Raw genomic sequence first — 18348 nt, 5'->3', positions numbered from 1 at the left:
ATGAAGCTTCTACAGTATCAGTACTTTTTCGGACAGCGATATGTTTTCGCTGTCTGTCATATCATCAGTTGGTTAATTGCCTACATATTCATTACTTCTATTGTCATGCAAAACCCTTATGCGGGTTGGATAGAAGCGGTATATGGTGCAATCTTTTTATCGGCTGGTGCTCTAGTGACGTATATTTTACGTTGTGTATATAAACGTTTTATGCAACAAAAGAGTAACTTACATCAGTTTATCTTTTTATTTATAGGTGCATTAATTTGCACGTTTTTAGCAACAGCCGTGTTACTACTCGGTGTTTTTTTCATTGCCTACATTGGCGTATCTCAACCAATTCCATCTTCGCAAGTTACTTTCATCATAGAGCATGTAGGTTTGAGTAACGGCATTAATATGTTGGGTATGACATTGTTATGGTCATTTGGGTATTTAGCGGTAAGTAAAATTAAACTGTTAACAGAGGCACATTCACTGCTTACCGTGAGTCAATTACAGGCGTTGAACAGCCAACTGAACCCTCACTTTTTATTTAATGCCATTAACGACATTCGCGCTTTGATCTTAGCTCAACCCGCTCAAGCGCGTGATGGCCTAGCTGAATTGGCTGATATGTTGCGTTATTCTCTGCAACCCAATCATGAAGATAAAGTGCCATTATCAGAAGAGCTTGCAAATGCAGAACATTATTTAAACCTATGCAAAATTGGTTTAGCAGAGCGATTAAAGACACAAATCAAGGTTGTACCTGAGGCGCTTCAGTTAACTATGCCGAAAATGATCCTACAGTTATGTTTAGAAAATGCCATTAAGCATGGCATTGCAAATAGTCGCATAGGTGGCACAGTTTATTTATCGATTAGCTGTGAAGAAAAGCTCATGATTGAAGTTGTTAATCCCTTACTTACAAACAAGCAGCCTTCAGATGGCTTGGGTTTGGCGACAAAAAATATAGAGAAACGTTTGGCGTTACTCTATAAAGGTCAAGCAAGGTTGAATCGTTTTGAGCAAGATCAGCAAGTAATTACACGTATTGAATTACCAAAGGAAACAGTATGACTCGGGTGGTGATTGTAGATGATAGCCATTTAGCAAGACTTGAATTAAAAGCGCAAATCGAAGAGTTAGGTGGGCTTTATGTGGTTGGTGAGGCGCCAGATATCATTGAGGCTAAGGTTATTATAGAGCAGGAACAACCTGATTTACTGCTGCTTGATATCAATATGCCCAGCGGCAGTGGGTTCGACTTATTGGCACAATTAACCTATGTGCCTCATGTGATTTTTGTCACCGCGCATGATGATTTTGCTGTTAAGTCATTCGAAGTCAACGCCCTCGATTACCTCTTGAAACCTGTGACGCAAGCTCGCCTGGCTGTGGCGATCGAAAAGTATAAGAAACTGCAAACGCCACTTGAAATAGACAGTCGCTTTTTTATCAAAGATGGTCAACGTTGTTTTTTTATTGCGTTAGAAGAGGTGCAGGCATTTGAAGCCATGGGAAATTATACGCGCTTACACACAGAAAATGGCGCTGTTAGCGTGTATCGAACATTGGCAAATATCGCTGAACGTTTACCGAAAGAGCCTTTTTTTAGGGCCAATAGAAGTTGGCTATTTAATATTAATAATATCGCAGAACTGGAACAAGAAAGTGGCGGTACGCTTGAAGTGAGGTTGCAAAATAATCTGCAAATTGCTTTGTCTCGCAATCAAACAACCGCATTTAAACAACGTTATAAATTATAGACTGTGTACTTTTTCATCTAAATCTCCTAACGTGTAGTTATCTGTAATACCAATCTTCAAAATAGAGCGTTTAATTAGAGGGTTGGTTTAAAACAAAAATAAAAACAAACAGGTGACATTATGTTGAGTTCAATCGGTCTCGCATTTGCGTTAGTTACATTAATCGTATTGACGCTCAGGGGCGTTAACTTATTTATTTCAGCCCCTTTGTGCGCTGTGGTTGTCGCGTTATCGAGTGGCATACCTTTATTCCAAATAAGTGATCAGGCAAGTTTTGTATCGGGCTACATGAGTGGTTTTGCTGGTTTTGTGCAAGCTTGGTTTTTAATGTTCTTATTGGGGTCACTGTTTGGCAAGTTGATGGAAGACAGTGGGGCGGCAGATGCTGTTGCTCGCTATATCGTGAATAAACTGGGTATGAAGTATGCGGTGTTGGCTGTAGTGCTTGCTTGTGCCTTGCTCACGTATGGTGGTGTAAGTGTTTTCATCGTGGCATTTTCGGTTTACCCCATGGCACTCAGTCTATTTAAAGATGCGAACTTGCCTCGTCGATTTATTCCTGCGGCATTGGCGTTCGGCTCTGTCACTTTTACCATGACATCGGCAGGCTCCCCTGAAATTCAAAACTGGATCCCGATAAAATACCTAGGCACTTCACCTTATGCTGCATGGCAAGAGAGTTTGATCATTGCCATATTCATGGCGGGACTCGGATATGTATTACTGCAATATATGATTAAACGTGCCGTAGCAAAAGGTGAACAGTTTGAAGCGCGAGATAATGACCCTGAGGCAACACGCAACAAGCTGCCAAATCCTATTACGGGTGTGATCCCTTTGTTGGTCGTGCTGGCGCTGTCTTTTACCTTACATGAAGCACTGCAGCAAAATGCCTTAATTGTGGCTTTACTCGGTGGGGTGATCAGTCTATTTATTATTAACTTTAAATACTTTATTAATATTGAAGCTGCGGTGAATCAAGCAACAACAGGCGCTTTAGTTGCAATAGGTAATACGGCAGCTGTTGTTGGCTTTGGCGCAGTGGCTAAGCTGACCCCAGCATTTCAAGATGCAGTCGTTATGATGACGCAGATCCCCGGGCATGAACTAATTGGTGCTGCGATAGCGGTGAGTGTGATTGCGGGCTTAACTGGCTCTGCATCTGGTGGACAGGCCATAGCTTTACCTTTGGTGGCGCCACATTATATGGACTTGGGTGTTGAGGCTGATGAATTGCACCGTGTAGTAGCAATAAGCTCAGGTGCCATAGATACCTTGCCACACAATGGCTATGTGGTGACAACCATACGTGCGATTTGTGGCGAAAAACACCAAGACGCTTATTGGCCTCTAGCGATGCTCACTGTGGTCGTGCCGTTAATTGGTTTGGCTTTGATCTTAGGGTTATTTATTGTTTTTTAACTTTGCTTACAATTTAAGGCTGTTAAAAGTGGCGTTTTTAAGCGCAAGATAACAGCCACAATCATGTTCAATCTAGAAGGATTACACAATGCGATGTCATGAAATTGATTATGAAATAATCGGCGAGTCTATGCAGATGGTTGAAGTCGAATTAGACCCACGAGAAACCGTTATCGCTGAAGCTGGCGCAATGAACTATATGGAAAGCGGCATTGAGTTTGAAGCCAAAATGGGTGATGGTTCAGAGCCTGAACAGGGTTTTATGAGTAAGCTATTCAGTGCTGGTAAGCGGATGATCAGTGGTGAGTCGCTATTTATGACGCACTTTACGAACAGTGGGCATGGCAAAAAGCGTGTCGCATTTGCCGCGCCTTTCCCAGGTTCCATCATACCTCTGGATATGGCTGAGCTTGGCGGTTCTGTTTATCTTCAAAAAGACTCCTTTTTGTGTGCGGCTCTAGGCACCAAAGTTGACATTGCATTTCAACGTAAACTTGGCGCAGGCTTTTTTGGTGGCGAAGGCTTCATTCTCGAGCACTTGCAAGGTGATGGCATGGCATTCGCGCATGCAGGCGGTACGGTCATCAAAAAGCAACTTAATAATGACACATTGAAATTAGATACAGGTTGTGTGGTCGGTTTTAGTGAAGGCATTGAGTTTGATATTGAGCGCGTCAGTGGTCTAAAAAGTATGTTCTTTGGTGGTGAGGGGCTATTTTTAGCTACTTTATCGGGCACGGGCACCGTGTGGATCCAGAGTTTACCTTTCTCAAGGTTGGCCGACAGAGTGATCCAACATGCACCAAGTCAAGGAGGCAGCCGTCAAGGTGAGGGCTCAGTACTTGGTTCAATTGGCGACATAATTGATGGCGATTAACCTCAGAAACCCTTTTATTTAAGCGCTTTTCGGCCTCATTCGATTTAAATGTATCGAGTGAGGCGTATTTCTTTTCAAGAAAAATCACTTTTTAGCAAATTGTCTGCATTTTAGACGATATCTAGGATGATGTTCACCGAAAGAGGTGATATACTCCCGCCGAATAATTTTCTACTTTAAATAGAGTAAAACAATGGCAGATTTATCGAAATACAGAAACATTGGTATTTTCGCGCACGTTGATGCGGGTAAAACTACCACCACTGAGCGTATCCTAAAGCTTACTGGTAAAATTCACAAAACTGGTGAGGTTCACGACGGTGAGTCAACTACTGACTTCATGGAACAGGAAGCTGAGCGTGGTATTACAATCCAATCAGCAGCTGTAACTTGTGAGTGGAAAGGCCACCGTTTAAACGTTATCGATACTCCTGGACACGTTGACTTCACAGTTGAAGTATACCGTTCACTTAAAGTACTTGATGGCGGTATCGGTGTATTCTGTGGTTCTGGTGGTGTTGAGCCACAGTCAGAAACTAACTGGCGTTATGCGAACGAATCAGAAGTTGCACGTTGTATCTTCGTAAACAAACTAGACCGTATGGGTGCTGACTTCTACCGCGTAGTTGGTCAGGTTGAGAAAGTACTTGGTGCTAACCCACTAGTTATGACTCTTCCAATCGGTATCGAAGACCAGTTCACTGGTGTTGTAGACGTACTAGAGAAAAAAGCATACATCTGGGACGAGACAGGCCTTCCTGAAAACTACGAAATCACTGACGTTCCAGCTGATATGGTAGACAAAGTTGAAGAATATCATGAGATGCTAGTTGAGTCTGCGGTTGAGCAAGACGACGACCTAATGGAAGCGTACATGGAAGGTGAAGAGCCTTCTCTAGAGCAAATCAAAGCTTGTATCCGTAAAGGTACACGTGACCTTGCTTTCTTCCCAACTTTCTGTGGTTCTGCATTCAAGAACAAAGGTATGCAGCTAGTTCTAGACGCAGTTGTTGACTACCTACCGTCTCCAACTGAAGTTGATCCACAGCCTCTAACTGACAAAGACACAGGTGAGCCTACTGGTGAAGTAGCAACTGTTTCTGCAGATGAGCCACTTAAAGCGCTTGCGTTCAAAATCATGGACGACCGTTTCGGTGCACTTACGTTCATCCGTATCTACTCTGGTCGCATGAAGAAAGGTGACACAGTACTTAACTCTGCAACGGGTAAAACAGAGCGTATCGGCCGTATGGTTGAGATGCAAGCAGACGAGCGTAACGAACTGACTGAAGCACAAGCGGGTGACATCATCGCGGTTGTTGGTATGAAGAACGTTCAAACTGGTCACACTCTTTGTGATCCTAAGCACGAATGTACACTTGAAGCGATGATCTTCCCTGATCCGGTAATCTCTATCGCTGTTGCACCTAAAGATAAAGGTGGTAACGAGAAGATGGGTATCGCGATCGGTAAGATGGTTGCAGAAGATCCTTCATTCCAGGTTGAGACTGACGAAGATTCAGGTGAAACTATCCTTAAAGGTATGGGTGAATTACACCTAGACATCAAGGTAGACATCCTTAAGCGTACTTACGGCGTTGAGCTAGTTGTTGGTCAGCCTCAGGTTGCTTACCGTGAAACTATCACGCAAGAAGTTGAAGATAGCTACACGCACAAGAAGCAATCAGGTGGTTCTGGTCAGTTCGGTAAGATCGATTACCGCATCAAGCCAGGCGAAGTTGGTTCAGGCTTCACGTTCTCTTCTTCAGTTGTTGGTGGTAACGTTCCTAAAGAATTCTGGCCTGCAGTTGAAAAAGGCTTTGCTTCAATGATGGAAGAAGGTGTTCTAGCTGGCTTCCCTGTATTAGACGTTGAAGTTGAACTATTCGACGGTGCTTTCCACGCAGTTGACTCATCAGCAATCGCGTTCGAAATTGCAGCTAAAGGCGCATTCCGTCAGTCTATCCCTAAAGCGGGTGCACAACTTCTTGAGCCAATCATGAAAGTTGACGTATTCACACCGGAAGACAACGTGGGTGACGTAATCGGTGACCTTAACCGTCGTCGTGGTATGATCAAAGACCAAGAAGCTGGCGCAATGGGCGTTCGTATCAAGGGTGAAGTACCTCTATCTGAAATGTTCGGATACATTGGTCACCTACGTACTATCACGTCTGGTCGTGGTCAGTTCTCAATGGAATTCTCTCATTATGCACCATGTCCGCAAAACGTTGCTGACACTGTAATCGCAGCTGAGAAAGAGAAAAAAGCAGCTAAGTAATTAGCCCTTTTTATCTGATTTTAAAAACCGCTTGTTTTACAAGCGGTTTTTTTATGCCTGTAATAACTCATCCTAATATCGTATAAAGATATATTGAAAAAGGTACAATCTGTAAGTACTATGCTGCCGAAATGATGTCACTGATATCAGTTTGTTTTATAATACGTATAATGGAGTCGTGTTTTGCATACCGTAGATTTAAGTTTTAATAAGCTTGTTCTTTTTATTAGCTGTTTGGCTAGTCTATTCTTCCTTTTTTTATCTAATTTCGAGTTAGCATTATTACAACCTTTAAGGTTTTTAGGTTTTGCTTGTTTATTTTTGACTGGATTAGTCCTCTATCTGGAGCAAAGCAATAAGTTATTTGTGCATATCGATAAAGCAGGGATAAGCTATGGTTTGATATTTCAAACAAAATATATTCATCAAGAGTCTATTCAAGCAGTCACTAAAAAGCCTGGGATTTTTGGAAGTGTGCTACAAGTTTCAATAACAGGCGATAAGGTAAAGAGATTTTATTGTTGGCAACTGAGAGATGATGAGTTTGCGAAGTCAGAACGTTTATTATCTCTTTGATATGTATAAAAATGCGCCTTACGGCGCATTTTTTGGTCGCTAATATCGTAATTACTTACGACGACGGCGAAGAAGCGCTAGAGGTGCAGCTAATAAGCTTAACCACGCAAGACTACCGCTTTGCTCATCATCTGTATCTTCTACATTTAGTACTTCAATTTGTACTTCCACCATATCAGATAGGTTACCAGCAGTATCTTCAGCTTGAACCATGAAACGAATGCGATTCTCGTATTCATAATCGAAGTTACCAGCAACAGTGATTAAACCCTGCTCATTAATGTTAATAAGATCAGTGCCAGATACGATAAAGCGTTTTACTGGAGAGATTTCAGAGTCAGCATCGGTGAATGCTAATTTGCCAATCGCTAAATTGATTTGAGAATTCTCACGTACTTGGAAGATTTGTCCAGCTTCAATCATTGGGCGAGGATCAACAGGAGGTTGACCTGCAACAGTCATAATCTCAACAATTACTGGGTCATGATCTGAAGAGCGGTATGCGTGCTCTGCATAGTAATTTGCTACTTGTGTTTCAGATTTGTATTCAGTGTTGTAGTCAAATACTACAGGCTCATCAGCGTTAATATGCCAATCAGTTGCATCTGTTACTTTTTCTAGCAAGCTTGCAGATGCAACAGCGTGATCTAGGCTACCCAAACGACCTGAGAAAGTATAAGAATACCCGAAGTTATCGCCTTCAACATGGTTCATAACATTGGCAAGCCCTTTGTCAGCAAATGCCGTGATAGGATCTTCCATTGCGTAAGCATTCATGTCACCAACGAGGATGATGTCAGCGTCTTCGTTACCTGTAGGGTAAGACATTAACCAATCAGCAAACTTGTTTGCACCTTCAGTTCGGATCTCATTCCAACAGCCTTGACCGTCGCCTTGGTCTGCATTATTACCTTCGGCACTACGACAGCCGCCTTTAGATTTTAGGTGCGCTACAGCTACAGTAAATTGTTCATGGTTGTCTAATTTTCTAAAGCTTTGTGCAATTGGTGGACGGTTACTATAGTCAAATGGTGCTTCAGTGGTGAAGCTTGCTTCACCTGCTTCTTCAACCACATCTTTGCGGTAGATAATAGCCGTTGTAATGTCGTCAGTACCGATTTTATCCGTATTGAAGTTTACGAACGCATACTCGCTGTCCGCTTCTTCATTAATTGCTGCAACTAGGTCGCTGATGGCACTGAACTCACCAAAGCCGTCATTTTCCATTTCCATTAGACCGATAACATCTGCATCTAATGCGGTGATTGCAGAAACAAGTTTAGCCTGTTGGCGAACCAATTCTTCTTCGTTATCTGCACCACGAGGTGTAGGGAAGCCACCACCTTGTCCGTCACCGTTGAAGTAATTTAGTACGTTGAAGCTCGCAATGCGTAAGTCGCCTTCGCCTTTTAGTTCAGGAGCCTCTGTTCGCTCATTCGTTTTTACAAACTCAGGTGTCATCGTTGGGTGAATACGATATTTACTGAAGCTATAACCCATCACACCTGTGATGTTATTCACAGTGTCGCCCAAACGAAGGCTGTTGTATGCGCTCAGGCCACCTTGCGGGTATTTAGGGTCAAGGTTTTGCTGAGTTGAACCATCATCAACTAGAATCTCTTTTAGTTTGTTTTGCGCTTCAAGTGCATTTGCATCATCACCTGGGCGAGCAACTTGTGTACCTTGGTAAAGGCGCTCAGTACCCAGTGCAACTTCACCATAACGACCTAAACCGTAAGTGTTATTAACGAAAAGTTCTTGGTCAATGCTAACTAACATACCTTCGAATGCTTCAAGGTCGTCGATTGCAGCAACTGGCAGAGTTAACTGATCTGCTGTGATATCTGCTGTACCACAGTTTTCAGCACGAGTGACATTTCCGATTTGAGTTGCGCTATAGAACTCTTGAACTGTACCTTCAAGGCGAACAATATCACCAACGTTTACATCTGAATCAGTGTAATAAACAAATACACCTTCAGAAGTCATTGCATCCTCATCCATATCTTTATCTAAAGATTGAACAAAGAAGCCTTTTAATTGATCGTCAGCTTGTAGATCAGCGGTTACAACCGCTTCGATAATTACGACTTGGTCTTTTAGTGGGCTCTCTGCACCATTGCCTTGAATAGCATTAATCGCTGTGCTTGGGTCGTTACATACTAAAGGCTCTTCTGGTGGTGGTATATCGCCATCACCGCCATCAGTTGCGCCATGCGAACCTAGACCTGAGAAGTCGTTTTGATCAAATTGTTCCCATTGTTCACTTGGGTTAAATGCAGAAGTTGCATCAGTACGGCCTGAAGTGATGCTTGTTTTACGACGAAGTGTTTTATTTGCTGTTGTTACACCACCTTCATCCCATGCTGAACCTGGGTCAACACCAAGCTGGCCAAAACTATCTACAATCGCACCATCTTTAGTAAGCACTAATGCATCATCACCGTTGAAGTAAGTAATGGTTGAGTCGATGTCCGCTTTTGCTTTTAAGTCATCAACTGAGCCAGCATTAACAATCACGTAAGTCGCATTTGCAGCTAGTGTACCGGTTAAATCTAATGTTTTGGTAGGCGCAGCTAGGTCACCATTACCATTTGAGTATAGAGAGATAGTATAGCCATCAAGAGAGAGTTCAGCACCAGAGGTGTTGTATAGCTCTACAGCTTTGTTGTTTGAGCTGCCTTCGACGTATTCAGAAATAATAAGTTGAGCTTGCGCTGGTGCAGTTGCCGCCGCAACTAACAGAGCAAGAGGTTTTAAGCTTGTGTTAATCATTTTGTTCCCGTGTAATTTTGATTATCCGCTAAAAAGGGACATTAGCGTACACGGGGTATGTTACAGAAAAATGAAAAAATGTTAATCAAAAACTATGAAAAGAGTGAGAACTCTAGCTCACTCTCTATACGATAAGTGTTTACTTCTCATTCAGCCAAATAGCTACTTGTTTTGCAAAATAGGTTAAGATACCGTCGGCGCCGGCACGTTTGAATGCTAACAGAGACTCCATTATGCATGGTTTTTCAGCAAGCCAACCATTATCAATTGCTGCTTTGTGCATGGCATATTCACCACTTACCTGATAAGCGAAAGTTGGTACACCAAACTCGTCTTTTACGCGACGAACGACATCTAGGTATGGCATACCTGGTTTGACCATGACCATGTCAGCACCTTCTTGCAGGTCTAACGCCACTTCACGGATTGCTTCATCTGAGTTAGCCGGATCCATTTGGTAGTTCTTTTTATCTGCGCCTTTTAAGTTACCCGCAGAGCCAACAGCATCACGGAACGGGCCATAGTAGCTTGAAGCATATTTCGCGGAATAAGCCATGATACGGGTATGGATATGACCATCAGCTTCTAATGCTTCACGAATTGCACCGATACGGCCATCCATCATGTCTGAAGGGGCAACCACATCAGCACCTGCTTCAGCATGTGATAGTGCTTGTTTTACTAAGAGCTCGGTTGTGATGTCGTTCATCACATAGCCCGTTTCATCAATGATGCCGTCTTGACCATGCGTCGTGAATGGGTCAAGTGCCACATCGGTGATCACACCAAGGCTTGGACATTCAGCTTTTAAGGCACGAACTGTTCGCTGTGCTAGTCCTTCAGGGTTGTAAGATTCTTCCGCGTGAAGCGATTTTTTATCAGCTGGGGTTACAGGGAAGATTGCGATTGCAGGTACACCGAGTTCTACCAGCTCTTTCGCTTCTTCTACTAGCAAGTCGATGGATAGCCTTTCGATACCAGGCATAGATTCAATGGCTTCACGGCGATTTTTACCTTCAAGCACAAATACTGGATAAATCAGATCATTCACAGTTAACTGATTTTCACTCATTAAGCGGCGAGAAAAATCATCACGACGCATGCGGCGCATACGGGTATAAGGAAATAAATCTAATCCTGATTGAGCCATTCTGTTCTCCTAAGGCTGATAGATTCTAACTTGGTTACGACCCAGCTGCTTGGCTTCATAAAGTGCTTTATCGGCAAGGTCGGTATAAATATGAGGTGACTTCGGATCAATAGCAACGCTGCTATATACGCCAGCACTGAGTGTCAGGTTGATGATGGCTTTATCTAGTTTCAGCTGAAAAGCTTCAACAGTGCTGCGGATCTGTTCCGCAATAAGTTGCGCACCTGCAAGCTCTGTGTTTGGTAATAACATCACAAATTCTTCACCGCCATAACGGAAAACTTCATCTGATGGACGTTGCAAGTGAGAATTTATAATATCGGCTACGGCACAAATGGCTTTATCACCACTCAAATGTCCGTAAGTGTCATTGATATTTTTGAAATGATCTATGTCTAACATCACTAAGCTCAGTGTGCTTTGTTCACGCCTCGAGCGACGCACTTCCATTTGTAAGCGTTTGTCAAAGTAGCGTCGATTCTTAATTTTAGTGAGCGGATCTTCAATATTCATTTGTTCGAGCTCACGGTTTTTGTCTTCTAGCTCACGCAATGTGACTTGTAATTCGAAGGTGCGTTCATCAACCAAAGCTTCAAGATCAGCTTGTGTTTGCTCTTGCAGTTTCAACTTTTCATTGAGTAAAGCATCTTGTGCTTGGCTTTGAGCCAGTTTGGCTTGCTGGGCTTCTACTTCTTGATCTCGCTCGCGGATAAATTGTTTAACTAAGGTAAAGCTTAAAATTAAACTCATGGTGAAATAGCAAAAGTAACTAATTGGTGTATTTAGTTGAGGGCCAGATATTAAGCTAAGTTCAAAGCTGATTTGATGGCCTAGGGCAAGTAACATAAAGCTGAATATAGCAACCAAGCTTGGTGTTCGAGATTTATTTTTCAGCCATTGATAAGCAAACAAGAATAATAGTGAGGTCAATAGTATGAAGCTCAATATGTAGCTGGCTGCGACTGAAAGGTGAATAGGTAAAACGCTCAGTGTGAGTAGTAATGTAATGAGGCCCGTATAAAAATAACTGGGGGGTACAGAAAACGCTGAGCGAACACGATTTATTTGGACAAATGGTTTTATAAGAGGCAGTAAAACAACGCTAGATAATAGCACTAGTAAAGGTTGTGCATACTGCTGTAACCAATGCCAGTTACCGTACAAGTAACGGTAACTGAAACCATATAAATGTACATTCAACAACCAAATGATACTAATAAAACCGATGGCATATAAAAAGTAGGTTTTCTTAGTAAAAGAAAATAACACCAAGTGAATAAGTGCTAAAGCAATAATAAAGCCTGCAAAGATACCGTAAATCAGATTAAATTTACTCTTGTATTTGATGTATTCAATAGGGTGCCAAAGGCTCAGAGGAGCATTAACTGCGCCATGGTGCTCAATTTGAAGATAAATATCAGCACTTTGTGTAGCCAGCAGTTTGATTGGGACAAGCTGAGCTTCGTGCTTTATGGGTCTTTTCACTAAAGGCAAAGAATCACCAAGTGCCAGTGTAACAATGGGGGTATCTTGAGTGGTGATATAAGCAGTGACTTTGTCTAACAAGATATTATCAATGCTGAGTAATAAATCTGTATCACTAAATGACAGGTTGTTGAGTGTAAGTTTTATCCATAAAGGCTTATCAGCTTGGCCAAGGTTAAGTGTGCTGTCAGGCTCAGCTCGCCAATCTACCTCTTTTCTTAATAAATCATTTAGGCTTTTAGAGTCATCAAGCGTATATGAAAAAGGAAGCTGCTTTTGGTAGGTAAACTCGCTGCTGACGGAGAATGCTAAACTTAATTTAGAAGACAATAATACCAATAAGAAAAGAACGAAGCGCATATTAACAACCTTGTGGGGACATAAATAAGCGCTCGAAATTATGTCGAGTTATTTCTGTGATATGTTCAACAGATTGACCTCTTAGCTCAGCTGCTACTTTGGCGACCTCATGTAAAAATGCGGGTTCATTACGACGAGACTTAGGTTTCGGTTTTAAGCTGCGCGGTAATAAATAAGGCGCGTCGGTTTCAAGTAAAAGTCGATCATCAGGAATAAGCGGCAGCAGTTTTTGCAGTTGCTCGCCACGACGCTCATCACATAACCAGCCTGTGATGCCTATCATTAGTCCGTAATCAAGATAGTATTCTAATGCTGCTTGTTCACCAGTAAAGCAGTGCAAAACACCATTAATCGATGTTTTCTCAAGTTGGAAACGCATACTTTCAAATGCGTCTCTTTCATGGAGATAAACAGGCATATCAAACTGGTTCGCTAATGCTAACTGTGCTTGCAAAACTTGCTGCTGTTTTGGCCTAGGTGAAAAATCGCGATTGAAGTCTAAGCCACACTCGCCGATAGCAACCACTTCTTTATTTTTGATCAACTGAGTAATGCGACTTATAAAATCATCTGGTGCATCTTTCGCATCATGGGGGTGGATACCTGCGGTACTGACAAAGCCAAATTGAGCTGCTTGATGAAAGCTGATTTCGCTGCTTTTAAGGCAGCAACCAATCAGAAGCATATTTTCTATACCTGCTTCTTTTGCTCGAGCTACAACCTCTGCTCTATCTTTATCAAATTGATTACTGGTGAGGTTTACGCCAGCATCAATAAACGCGATAGACATTACTTTAATCGCTTGACTCTGATGGTTCTATTTGAGTCTTTCTTTTTCATTAAAAAAGATCCTAAAGAAGCGCGTTTAATAATCACAGTGTCTCCAATTTTGGCTCTGAAAGAGTCAGAATCGGTTTGCTTCCAAACTTGCCCATTTTCAAGGGTGATCGTTTTTTCACCTACTTTTGGTAGTTTGAGGGCTGTAATTTTAGATCTGATTTCATCTGCTTTATGAACTGTTTTCTTTTCAAGACCGAAGTTATCAGAAGTCGTTTCAACCAAATGAGTAGGCGTTTCTTTGCTCTCTTTTTTCTGTTGATCATGCGAGGATAGGTTTATTTGTTTGCCTGCCATCACCTTGTCATAACACATCAAGCGCTTTAAGTCGTTTTCGACTAGGCTGCATGCTTCTAGAGCTTGAACATTAAGCTGAGATGCGTAACTTGACGCAGAGAGTAATAAAAGCGTTGTCATTAGTATTTTTTTCATAGCTCTTCTTCCTGTTGTTCAGTTGTTTTTTTTGTATAAAAAGCCGCTAATATGAGACCTAACTCAAATAACAATAGCATAGGTAATGCGAGTAAAGTTTGTGATAGAACATCTGGCGGTGTTAAAAACATCGCAATAACAAACGCACCTACGGCAATGTAAGGGCGCTTTTCTCGCAAGCTTTGGGTTGTGGTTGCGCCGCTCCAGCATAACAGCATGATGGCAACGGGGATCTCAAATGCCACGCCAAAAGCAAAAAATAACTTTAAGATAAAACTTAAATAGCTACTGATATCGGGAGAAAGTGTCATCATCTCAGGCCCAACACTGGTAAAGAAGCCCAGAATGATTGGCATGACAACGAAATAACAAAAAGCAATACCTGAGTAAAACAGCACAATACTCGAGACCAAAATTGGGATCAGCATGCGCTTCTCATGTTGATAAAGGCCCGGTGCTATAAAGCTCCACACCTGATGCAAAATGAAAGGGATGGCTGCAAATAGCGATATAAACAGAGTTAATTTGAATGGTGCAAAGAAAGGGGCCGTCACATCGGTCGCAATCATGGTGCTGTTTTCTGGCAAACTTTGTACAAGTGGGTCTGCGACAAACGCGTAAATATCGTTAGCAAAGTAAACCAAGGCAATAAATATCAATAAAATACTAAGTAGCGCCTTCATTAAGCGATTACGCAACTCAATTAGATGGCCAATAAACCCGCTTTGTAGCGATTCGGACATAAAGAATGCTCGTTATTTTTGATTATCATTTTTCTGCTCAACAGGTGGTTGTTGAGCGGGTTGCTTATAACTGTGTTGCACTGACTCTGCGGCTTTTTTCAGTTCTTCAACAGAGTCTTTCAATGCTGGTGCTAAGTCTTCCATATTTTGTTGCTCAGCCTTTTTAAGGTTGTTATGCAACTCATGAATTCGCAGCTCTTCATTGACTTCTGCTTTAACAGAGTTAGCCACCGACTTAATGGTTTTAACCCAGCGGCTAACAGTTCTAATTGCGACGGGCAGGCGTTCAGGTCCCAGCACAACAAGGCCGACAATTAATACGACCACTAATTCCCACATCCCCATAAGGGTTAAACCTTATCTTTTTGCTTTTCTTCAGCTGCTTGGGTTTGCTGTTGGCTGTTGTCTTTGAGCTGCTCAGGTTTGCTGTTTTGGTCTTCATCAGCTACGGCTTTTTTAAAGCCTTTTACTGCATTACCTAAATCGCCACCAATGCCGCGTAGTTTTTTAGTACCAAATAAAAGCACAATGATCGCCAAAACAATCAGAAGTTGCCAAATACTAATTCCACCTACACCCATAATGACTCCAAATAAAAAGATAAAATAAAATTGATTATACGCCCAGTGCGCAAAATATCACCCTGTTTTACGCCATGCCGCTAGAAATGCGCCAATTGATGCAATTAAGGTAATAGTGCTTAAGGTTGTCTGCGTTGCTAAAAAGCTTAGGCCTGACACAATGAATAAGCTAGAAGCCAGCATTCCCAGTAAAATAGGTTTTTGGGAGCTTACAACAGGCTGCACGTTATGCTGCTTTTTTTGTTTCAGATTTTGATAGATTAAATCTGGTAGCTCAGGCATCTTTTCTGCCCAAAATGGTAAGTTAGCATACATTTGTTTCAGTACTGAGACAGGACCTACTTGTTCTTTGACCCAATTTTCCAAGAAAGGTTTCGCCGTTTGCCAAAGGTCAAGCTGTGGATAGAGCTGTCGACCTAACCCCTCAACATATAGTAAGGTTTTTTGTAGCAACACTAGCTGTGGTTGTACTTCCATGTTGAAACGACGCGCCGTGTTAAACAGATTCACCAACACATGGCCAAATGAAATCTCAGCTAGCGGTTTATTGAAAATGGGCTCGCACACCGTACGGATGGCAAACTCAAACTCTTCAACGCAAGTATCGGCGGGCACCCAGCCTGAATCAACATGTAGCTGCGCGACTTGGCGATAATCGCGGTTAAAGAAGGCAATAAAGTTTTCGGCAAGGTAGCGTTTATCTTCTTTGTTTAGAGTGCCGACAATGCCGCAGTCGATACCAATATATTTTGGATTTTCAGGATGTTCACGAGAGACAAAGATATTACCAGGGTGCATATCGGCATGGAAAAAACTGTCTCTGAATACTTGGGTGAAAAAGACTTCAACGCCACGTTCAGCAAGTAATTTTAAATTAGTATTTTGCGCTTCAAGGGCGTCAATATCTGATACAGGAATGCCGTATATGCGTTCCATCACCAGCACATTCTTGCGTGAGTAATCACTGAAAACTTCAGGAATATATAGTGCATCAGAGTCTAAGAAGTTGCGTCTTAGTTGTAGGGCATTTGCCCCTTCACGTTGCAGGTCGAGTTCATCTAATAAAGTCTTACGATACTCTTTGACTACTTCAACGGGGCGAAGACGGCGTGATTCTCCAATAAACTTGACGATGACTTTCGCCACTTGTGCCATTAAAGATAAATCGGCCTGAATTTGTTTTTCGATATCAGGGCGAATGACTTTAATGACGACGTCCTGAGTACCTGATTCAAACTCTAGGGTTGCGGTGTGTACTTGGGCAATAGACGCTGACGCCAATGGGGTTTGTTCAAAATTGGCAAAAAGCTCATCGATGCTATTTATTTCTAGCGCTTGTTCAATCAGCTTTTGTGCTTTATGACCTTCAAACGGCTCTACCTTGTCTTGCAGTAGGGCAAGCTCACGGGCGATATCATCTGGCAGCAAGTCGCGACGAGTAGACAGCATTTGCCCAAACTTAATCCAAACCGGGCCAAGAGATTGCAGGGCAAGGCGAAGGCGATACCCAAGAGGCTTATCTTTATGCTGATTTTGCAGCCAAAATAAGCTGCTTCTAGCTGCTTTGGCAAACCAAGGGAGTTTGTCTTTTGGTATGAGGTCGTCAAGGCCGTAGTGCAGAAGGGTCTTTGTAATATGATACAAGCGCGATGCAGACAAAATAGCTCCCTTAGCGATTTAAAAGTTGTTCAATACGTTGTTCGAGTTGCGCAGCATGCTGCTTTATAGCGCGTGTATGCTGTTTAAACTGTTGTAATTCTAAAGGGTGGATCGCAACTTTCAGCTCATCTTGCATAAGTTGAGCAAAGGTGCCAGCAAAGGTTGTAGCACTGTGGCTCAAACATGTTTTGGTTTGTTGGCCCTTTTCGACGATGAGTTGCGCTGGGGCATCACCGATATAAGCAGATAGATGTTCAGCCCAATCAATGTCTAATTTTGCAAAAGCGCCGCTATAGGCCTGTGCTAAGTGTAAATCACCTTCTAAATCCAGTTTTTCCTGACGAATAAGCTGCGTCATAACACTGGGGTCTTTGAGCTCAGGTAAAGTTTCCAAATGTGCGCTGATTTTACACTCTGCTTGCTCTTGATAGTTGTTGAACAGCATAAACTGTTTGCCAGTGAAAGTGAGCGCATAAGTTGTGTGCCAGTCTCTAATTTCAACCGCCAAGGTTTTATGCTTAACCTGCTCAAGTGCTAGCTTTAAGCTAGGCTCTTTGTCTAAAAGTAGATTAAGCGCATTTTCAATGGCTGCGCAGGCAAGCGTTGTCAGCATAGTCGATCCTAGTACTTGAAGCCTCGGTGTAATGCGACGATGCCACCTGTCATATTTTGATAGGTTGCTTGCTCGAACCCCGCATTTTCCATCATGCCTTTCAGTGTCTCTTGATCTGGGTGCATGCGAATTGACTCGGCAAGATAGCGGTACGATTCACTGTCATTAGCCACTAATTTGCCCATGTTTGGCAAGATGTTGAAAGAGTAGAAGTCATATAGCTTAGAAAGCGCTTCATTATCTGTTTTGGAAAACTCCAACACGAGTAAACGGCCACCCGGCTTTAAAATACGGTACATAGAGCGAAGCGCCGCGTCTTTGTCAGTGACATTACGTAACCCAAATGCGATAGTGATCACATCGACACTGTTGTCTGGAAACGGCAGTGCCTCGGCATTCATTTGTACATATTCAATGTTGCTCACTAAGCCTAAATCACGCAGTTTGTCACGACCGACTTTAAGCATAGAGTCATTGATGTCGCCTAAGATAACTTGACCGGTTTCACCAACCAACTGGCTGAACTTTGCCGTTAAGTCGCCTGTACCGCCTGCAAGATCTAAAACGCGGTGGCCTTTACGAACACCAGCACAAGCAATGGCTTGACGCTTCCACAAGCGGTGAATACCGAACGACATGAGATCGTTCATGATGTCATATTTGGCCGCAACGGAGTGGAATACATCGGCAACCATAGAGGCTTTATCTGCGCGATCAACGGTTTTATAACCAAAATCAGTGGTATTTTGCTGCGACTCTTTCATCTGTGCTTCTCTAATTGTTTGGCATTGAAACTTGCTTGCCAT

17 protein-coding genes are annotated in these 18348 nt (G+C 42.5%); 6 read left to right on the top strand and 11 right to left on the bottom strand.

Features of this window, described 5'->3' with window-relative positions; genetic code table 11:
* The 6 genes from CWB72_RS08050 (at position 1) to CWB72_RS08025 (ending at position 6907) form a co-directional block, all read left to right on the top strand.
* Positions 1 to 1062 (top strand): sensor histidine kinase, encoded by a 1062-nt coding sequence (locus CWB72_RS08050; RefSeq protein WP_138630449.1) that lies wholly within the window; start codon positions 1 to 3, stop codon positions 1060 to 1062.
* A complete protein-coding gene (locus tag CWB72_RS08045) occupies positions 1059 to 1751 on the top strand; it encodes a LytR/AlgR family response regulator transcription factor (protein WP_138630447.1) in 693 nt (230 codons plus the stop codon). Before CWB72_RS08050 ends, CWB72_RS08045 begins: the two co-directional genes overlap by 4 nt.
* A gap of 120 nt (positions 1752 to 1871) precedes the next feature.
* Entirely contained in the window at positions 1872 to 3173 is a 1302-nt protein-coding gene (locus tag CWB72_RS08040) for a GntP family permease (RefSeq protein WP_138630445.1), read from the top strand.
* 88 nt (positions 3174 to 3261) lie between these two features.
* Complete coding sequence (locus CWB72_RS08035) at positions 3262 to 4050, top strand: TIGR00266 family protein (RefSeq protein ID WP_058031343.1); 789 nt, start codon at positions 3262 to 3264, stop codon at positions 4048 to 4050.
* A 193-nt stretch (positions 4051 to 4243) separates the two neighbouring features.
* The gene (gene fusA, locus CWB72_RS08030; RefSeq protein WP_138630443.1) at positions 4244 to 6331 is read left to right on the top strand and encodes an elongation factor G; all 2088 of its coding nucleotides are present in this window, start codon (positions 4244 to 4246) and stop codon (positions 6329 to 6331) included.
* Between the two features lie 183 nt (positions 6332 to 6514).
* Positions 6515 to 6907, top strand: coding sequence for a hypothetical protein (locus CWB72_RS08025; protein ID WP_138567595.1), 393 nt, complete (start codon positions 6515 to 6517; stop codon positions 6905 to 6907).
* Between the two features lie 51 nt (positions 6908 to 6958).
* On the opposite strand, the gene CWB72_RS08020 is transcribed toward CWB72_RS08025, so the two are convergent.
* The 11 genes from CWB72_RS08020 to ubiE all read right to left on the bottom strand — a co-directional run bounded on the left by CWB72_RS08020 (position 6959) and on the right by ubiE (position 18306).
* Positions 6959 to 9682, bottom strand: coding sequence for an ExeM/NucH family extracellular endonuclease (locus tag CWB72_RS08020; RefSeq protein WP_138630441.1), 2724 nt, complete (start codon positions 9680 to 9682; stop codon positions 6959 to 6961).
* Between the two features lie 139 nt (positions 9683 to 9821).
* Entirely contained in the window at positions 9822 to 10832 is a 1011-nt protein-coding gene (hemB, locus tag CWB72_RS08015; RefSeq protein WP_138630439.1) for a porphobilinogen synthase, read from the bottom strand.
* Between the two features lie 9 nt (positions 10833 to 10841).
* Entirely contained in the window at positions 10842 to 12677 is a 1836-nt protein-coding gene (locus CWB72_RS08010; RefSeq protein ID WP_138630437.1) for a sensor domain-containing diguanylate cyclase, read from the bottom strand.
* A 1-nt stretch (position 12678) separates the two neighbouring features.
* Positions 12679 to 13467 carry a TatD family hydrolase gene (locus tag CWB72_RS08005; RefSeq protein ID WP_138630435.1) on the bottom strand — a complete coding sequence of 263 codons (789 nt, stop codon included), beginning with the start codon at positions 13465 to 13467 and terminating at the stop codon, positions 12679 to 12681.
* Positions 13467 to 13946 carry a hypothetical protein gene (locus CWB72_RS08000; protein WP_138630433.1) on the bottom strand — a complete coding sequence of 160 codons (480 nt, stop codon included), beginning with the start codon at positions 13944 to 13946 and terminating at the stop codon, positions 13467 to 13469. The genes CWB72_RS08005 and CWB72_RS08000 overlap by 1 nt, the downstream gene beginning before the upstream one ends.
* Positions 13943 to 14689, bottom strand: a complete 747-nt coding sequence (gene tatC, locus CWB72_RS07995; protein WP_138630431.1) for a twin-arginine translocase subunit TatC — start codon at positions 14687 to 14689, stop codon at positions 13943 to 13945. The genes CWB72_RS08000 and tatC overlap by 4 nt, the downstream gene beginning before the upstream one ends.
* A gap of 12 nt (positions 14690 to 14701) precedes the next feature.
* Complete coding sequence (gene tatB, locus CWB72_RS07990; RefSeq protein ID WP_130256613.1) at positions 14702 to 15034, bottom strand: Sec-independent protein translocase protein TatB; 333 nt, start codon at positions 15032 to 15034, stop codon at positions 14702 to 14704.
* A 5-nt stretch (positions 15035 to 15039) separates the two neighbouring features.
* A complete protein-coding gene (gene tatA / locus CWB72_RS07985) occupies positions 15040 to 15270 on the bottom strand; it encodes a Sec-independent protein translocase subunit TatA (protein WP_130256614.1) in 231 nt (76 codons plus the stop codon).
* A 57-nt stretch (positions 15271 to 15327) separates the two neighbouring features.
* Positions 15328 to 16929 carry a ubiquinone biosynthesis regulatory protein kinase UbiB gene (gene ubiB / locus CWB72_RS07980; RefSeq protein ID WP_138630429.1) on the bottom strand — a complete coding sequence of 534 codons (1602 nt, stop codon included), beginning with the start codon at positions 16927 to 16929 and terminating at the stop codon, positions 15328 to 15330.
* 10 nt (positions 16930 to 16939) lie between these two features.
* Positions 16940 to 17542: a ubiquinone biosynthesis accessory factor UbiJ gene (locus tag CWB72_RS07975; RefSeq protein WP_138630427.1), complete on the bottom strand. Its 603-nt coding sequence runs from the start codon at positions 17540 to 17542 to the stop codon at positions 16940 to 16942.
* Between the two features lie 8 nt (positions 17543 to 17550).
* Positions 17551 to 18306 carry a bifunctional demethylmenaquinone methyltransferase/2-methoxy-6-polyprenyl-1,4-benzoquinol methylase UbiE gene (ubiE, locus tag CWB72_RS07970; RefSeq protein ID WP_130256643.1) on the bottom strand — a complete coding sequence of 252 codons (756 nt, stop codon included), beginning with the start codon at positions 18304 to 18306 and terminating at the stop codon, positions 17551 to 17553.
* Positions 18307 to 18348: the final 42 nt, after the last annotated feature.

Origin of the sequence: Pseudoalteromonas phenolica (genome assembly GCF_005886345.1) — a bacterium.
Lineage (GTDB): Bacteria > Pseudomonadota > Gammaproteobacteria > Enterobacterales > Alteromonadaceae > Pseudoalteromonas > Pseudoalteromonas phenolica_A.
The sequence above is the reverse complement of the archived record's forward strand: the minus strand, read 5'-3'. Positions and strand labels throughout refer to the sequence as shown.